The following is a 4707-nucleotide window of genomic DNA, read 5'->3' as shown; positions in this document are numbered from 1 at the left end:
GGTGCCGAGCGCCACGACGTCACATTCTGATTGAGCACCGCAGCCAGCAATTCCCCCAGCGCGCCGATCGGTTCGCCGGAGCCGACGACATAACCGAAGAACCTGCCGGTTGAAGGCCGCACATGCTCCGCTATCGACTTGAAATCCTGCAAGACTTCCCGACCACGACCGCTCTCCTGCCAAGGCCGCGAGAAGAGTTCCGTCGTCTGTTTGCCGCTGGTCGTGGGATACGTCCGACGTTCCTCGAGGGAGGCCCAATAGCCTTTGGCAAGCGCCAAGGCTTCTTCGGCAAGGTCTGACAATTCCTGATTGGAAATTTCCAGGTCGCGCATGCCCTCAGCCCAACGGAGATCCGCTGCGAAGCAGGGTACGCCATGCGCGCTAATCCTGGCAATGCCTGGGAATATGCACCCGCCGCCAACTGGATGAGCCTTCCCGGACCAACACACGACGCGCGACGGTCTGGTAGGAGGCGGGGACATCGATGACGCGCCTTTGTTCCGGCCGCACCAGCACCTCCTCGGCGATGCTGTCATATTGTGCGGGAATGACGACGCGCCGCGTGCGTTCGGGCTGGATCACGACGGTCTCTGCGACGCGTTCGTAGCGCGCCTTGTGCCATACCTTGCACAGCACCTTGCGGCCATGGATGACGCGCCATTCCCAGGAATAGCCGCCATCGACCCGGACCGTACGGTAGACGGTGCGGGTGACGGCCGGTACGATCTGGTAGGTCACTTGCGCCGGAACGGTCATCACGACGCGCTCGCGCGTGCCATAGATAGGGGCGATATAGTCGACCTGCTGACCGGGCGGACTGATCATCACGTCTTCATAGACCGTGTCATAGACGGCCGGACTGCGGACCGGCTCATAACATTCGACGGCGCGGCCGCCGGCCGCCGTCTGCGAAATCGTGCCGAGCACGGTCAGGCCGGCAATGGTGAAGCATGCGGTTTTCCCGGGCATGGCACTCCCCCTGTTGAACTCTATGCATAAGTTCAACGTTGAATTGTAGAGGAAGCCGTCTCGGAAAAAAGCGGTTTCGGCGCATTTCGTTAAGTGACGCGGTTAAGAAACTGCTACGTTGCGGGGCCGGCGATGCGGCTCCGGACCCGCGGAAGCATCCGCCGCCGCGAATCCTTGGTCAGAAAGCTTGATTCGACTTACCCAGATGGCTAGGAGGGGTCGGCCTTGCACAAGGACGAGCCGGCATCCTATTTACGGAATAACGATCCAGAACCGATTCTGCCCGATCTGCCGGCATTCCCGGCGCCGGAATCCCACCGCGAGATAAGAGATACCTGATGAAGAACCCCGTCGAAACCTACATGAACCTCGTTCCGATGGTGGTCGAACAGACCAATCGCGGCGAGCGGGCCTACGACATTTTCTCGCGCCTCCTCAAGGAGCGCATCATTTTCATCACCGGTCCGGTCGAGGACGGGATGGCGACGCTGGTCTGCGCGCAGCTTTTGTTCCTCGAAGCTGAGAATCCGAAGAAGGAAATCAACCTTTACATCAATTCGCCGGGCGGCGTCGTCACCTCGGGCATGGCGATCTACGACACCATGCAGTTCATCAAGCCGGCCGTGTCGACGCTCTGCATCGGCCAGGCGGCTTCGATGGGTTCGCTGCTCCTGACTGCCGGTCACAAGGACATGCGCTTTGCCACGCCGAACGCCCGCATCATGGTTCACCAGCCTTCCGGCGGCTTTCAGGGCCAGGCATCCGACATCGAGCGCCATGCCCTGGATATCATCAAGCTGAAGCGTCGCCTCAACGAGGTCTACGTCAAGCACACCGGCAAGAGCTATGAAGAGATCGAGAAAACGCTCGACCGCGACCATTTCATGACCGCCGACGAAGCCAAGGATTTCGGCCTCATCGACAAGGTCATTTCGTCGCGCGAGGCGGCCGAAGGGGCGCTGGCATAAAGGCAAGTTGGCAGTTGGATGGCACCATCACGCGCTTTTGGCGCGTCTTGCGGCATTTCGGCCACAATTGGCTGTTCCCTCGGGGGACAGGATTGCCTACGTTAAGGCTATGTTGAGTTTCGGCGGCTTAGCTTTATGCGGGGTTGTCGCGAATCATTGCCACGTTTTCTGATTTGTGTTTCGTACGGAATGCGTTGCGGGAGCCGGGACACACTGGCGGCGGCGGATTCCCGCGATAGATAGAGTATGCGCCCTTTCAGCCAGACCATCGGCGGGCGGCCATGAAAGGACATGAAAATGAGCAAGGTCGGCAACAACAGCGGCGATTCCAAGAACACGCTTTACTGCTCGTTTTGCGGCAAAAGCCAGCACGAAGTGCGCAAGCTGATCGCCGGTCCGACGGTCTTCATCTGCGACGAGTGCGTCGAACTCTGCATGGACATCATCCGTGAAGAGAACAAGACCTCGATGGTGAAGTCGCGCGAAGGCGTGCCGACACCGCAGGAGATCCTCAAGGTTCTCGACGACTATGTCATCGGTCAGCCCTACGCCAAGCGCGTGCTGTCGGTGGCGGTCCACAATCACTACAAGCGCCTCGCGCATGCCGGCAAGAACAACGATGTCGAACTGGCGAAGTCCAACATCCTTTTGATCGGCCCGACCGGTTGCGGCAAGACGCTGCTCGCGCAGACGCTGGCCCGCATCATCGATGTGCCGTTCACCATGGCTGACGCGACGACGCTGACCGAAGCCGGCTATGTCGGCGAGGACGTCGAAAACATCATCCTGAAGCTGTTGCAGTCGGCCGACTACAATGTCGAGCGCGCCCAGCGCGGCATCGTCTACATCGACGAAATCGACAAGATTTCGCGCAAGTCGGACAATCCCTCGATCACCCGCGACGTGTCGGGCGAGGGCGTGCAGCAGGCGCTCTTGAAGATCATGGAAGGCACCGTCGCCTCCGTGCCGCCACAGGGCGGCAGGAAGCACCCGCAGCAGGAATTCCTGCAGGTCGATACAGCCAACATCCTGTTCATCTGCGGCGGCGCCTTCGCCGGGCTGGACAAGATCATCTCGGATCGCGGCCGCAAGACGTCGATCGGCTTCGGCGCGGTCGTCGCTTCGCCGGAGGATCGCCGCACTGGCGATGTTTTCCGCCTGGTCGAGCCCGAGGACCTGTTGAAGTTCGGTCTTATCCCTGAGTTTGTCGGCCGTCTGCCGGTCTTGGCGACGCTGGAAGACCTCGACGAACCGGCGCTGATCCAGATCCTGACCGAGCCGAAGAACGCGCTGGTCAAGCAGTATCAGCGGCTATTCGAGATGGAAAATGTCGACCTGACCTTCCATGAGAACGCTCTTTCGGCGATCGCCAAGCGCGCCATTGAGCGCAAGACCGGCGCGCGCGGCCTGCGTTCGATCATGGAGGCGATCCTGCTCGACACGATGTTCGAGCTTCCCGCACTCGAAGGCGTGCGCGAAGTGGTGATTTCGGAGGAGGTGGTGACCGGCAGTGCCCGGCCGCTCTACATCTACTCCGAGCAGAAGGAAAAGAAGGGCAATGTCAGCGCCTGACATGAGCCCGCAGCGAAATTCTGAAACGGCGCCGCAAGGCGCCGTTTTGCTGTCGCACAGCGGTTTTGCGCGGCGTACGGGCTGGCGTCGCAAATGTGTCACTCGCGGACGGGTTGGGAGTGCGGATTTGGACACGCCCCTTGATCTTTGGGGGTCGTGCATCCAACTAACTGGAGAAGGCCGAGGTGCCCGATTTCTGTGCTGTAAAACTCCCGTCACAAACGGTGGTAGGCGGAACGATCCCCGGTCGTTAATATAAGATTCGCGGTTGGCTCAATTAGCGGCCGCGACATGAAAGGTTGGACAATGGCCAAAGTATCCAAGGCACCCAGCGACGGCGTCTTCGCAGTTCTCCCACTGCGCGACATCGTGGTGTTCCCGCATATGATCGTTCCGCTCTTCGTCGGGCGTGAGAAGTCGATCAAGGCGCTGGAAGAGGTGATGGGTCAGGAAAAGCAGATCCTGCTTGCCACCCAGATGAATGCCGCCGATGACGATCCCGAGCCCGATGCCATTTTCGACATCGGCACGCTCGCCAATGTGCTGCAATTGCTCAAGCTGCCCGACGGCACCGTCAAGGTTCTGGTCGAAGGCGCTTCGCGTGCGAAAATCGTCTCGTTCACTGACCGTCCCGATTTCCACGAGGCCCGCGCCGCGGCGCTGGTCGAGCCGGAAGAGGAAGAGGTCGAGGTTGAGGCGCTGGCGCGTTCGGTCGTCACCGACTTCGAGAATTACGTCAAGCTGAACAAGAAGATCTCGCCCGAAGTGGTGGGTGCTGCCAGCCAGATCGACGACTACTCCAAGCTCGCCGACACGGTTGCCTCGCATCTCGCCATCAAGATCCCCGAGAAGCAGGAGATGCTGGCCACGCTTTCGGTCAAGGAGCGGCTGGAAAAGGCGATGGGCTTCATGGAAGCCGAAATCTCCGTCCTGCAGGTGGAGAAGCGCATCCGCTCGCGTGTCAAGCGCCAGATGGAGAAGACGCAGCGCGAGTACTACCTGAACGAGCAGATGAAGGCGATCCAGAAGGAACTCGGCGAAGGCGAGGACGGCCGCGACGAGGCCGCCGAGATCGAGGCGCGCATCAAGAAGACCAAGCTCTCCAAGGAGGCCCGCGAAAAGGCGGAAGCCGAGTTGAAGAAGCTCCGGACGATGTCGCCGATGTCGGCTGAATCGACCGTCGTGCGCAACTATCTCG

At 60.4% G+C, this 4707-nt stretch carries 4 protein-coding genes and 1 pseudogene; 3 read left to right on the top strand and 2 right to left on the bottom strand.

Annotated elements, in window-relative coordinates:
* Both EN932_RS29575 and EN932_RS29570 read right to left on the bottom strand, forming a co-directional pair.
* Positions 1-332, bottom strand: a pseudogene (locus EN932_RS29575) (pyridoxal-dependent decarboxylase); the annotation flags it as partial.
* A 49-nt stretch (positions 333-381) separates the two neighbouring features.
* Positions 382-969: a hypothetical protein gene (locus tag EN932_RS29570; RefSeq protein WP_127368767.1), complete on the bottom strand. Its 588-nt coding sequence runs from the start codon at positions 967-969 to the stop codon at positions 382-384.
* A gap of 338 nt (positions 970-1307) precedes the next feature.
* Between EN932_RS29570 and clpP the strand changes: the two genes are divergently transcribed.
* From clpP to EN932_RS29555, 3 genes are all read left to right on the top strand, one after another.
* The gene (gene clpP, locus EN932_RS29565; RefSeq protein ID WP_013532191.1) at positions 1308-1937 is read left to right on the top strand and encodes an ATP-dependent Clp endopeptidase proteolytic subunit ClpP; all 630 of its coding nucleotides are present in this window, start codon (positions 1308-1310) and stop codon (positions 1935-1937) included.
* Between the two features lie 297 nt (positions 1938-2234).
* The gene (gene clpX / locus EN932_RS29560) at positions 2235-3509 is read left to right on the top strand and encodes an ATP-dependent Clp protease ATP-binding subunit ClpX (RefSeq protein WP_013532190.1); all 1275 of its coding nucleotides are present in this window, start codon (positions 2235-2237) and stop codon (positions 3507-3509) included.
* 306 nt (positions 3510-3815) lie between these two features.
* On the top strand, positions 3816-4707 hold an 892-nt coding region (locus EN932_RS29555), incomplete at its 3' end, for an LON peptidase substrate-binding domain-containing protein (protein WP_206618973.1).

It is taken from the genome of Mesorhizobium sp. M7A.F.Ca.US.002.01.1.1, assembly GCF_004022955.1.
GTDB classification, from domain to species: Bacteria; Pseudomonadota; Alphaproteobacteria; order Rhizobiales; family Rhizobiaceae; genus Mesorhizobium; species Mesorhizobium ciceri.
Note: the sequence above shows the minus strand (reverse complement) of the source record. Positions and strands in the feature narration are given on the sequence as shown.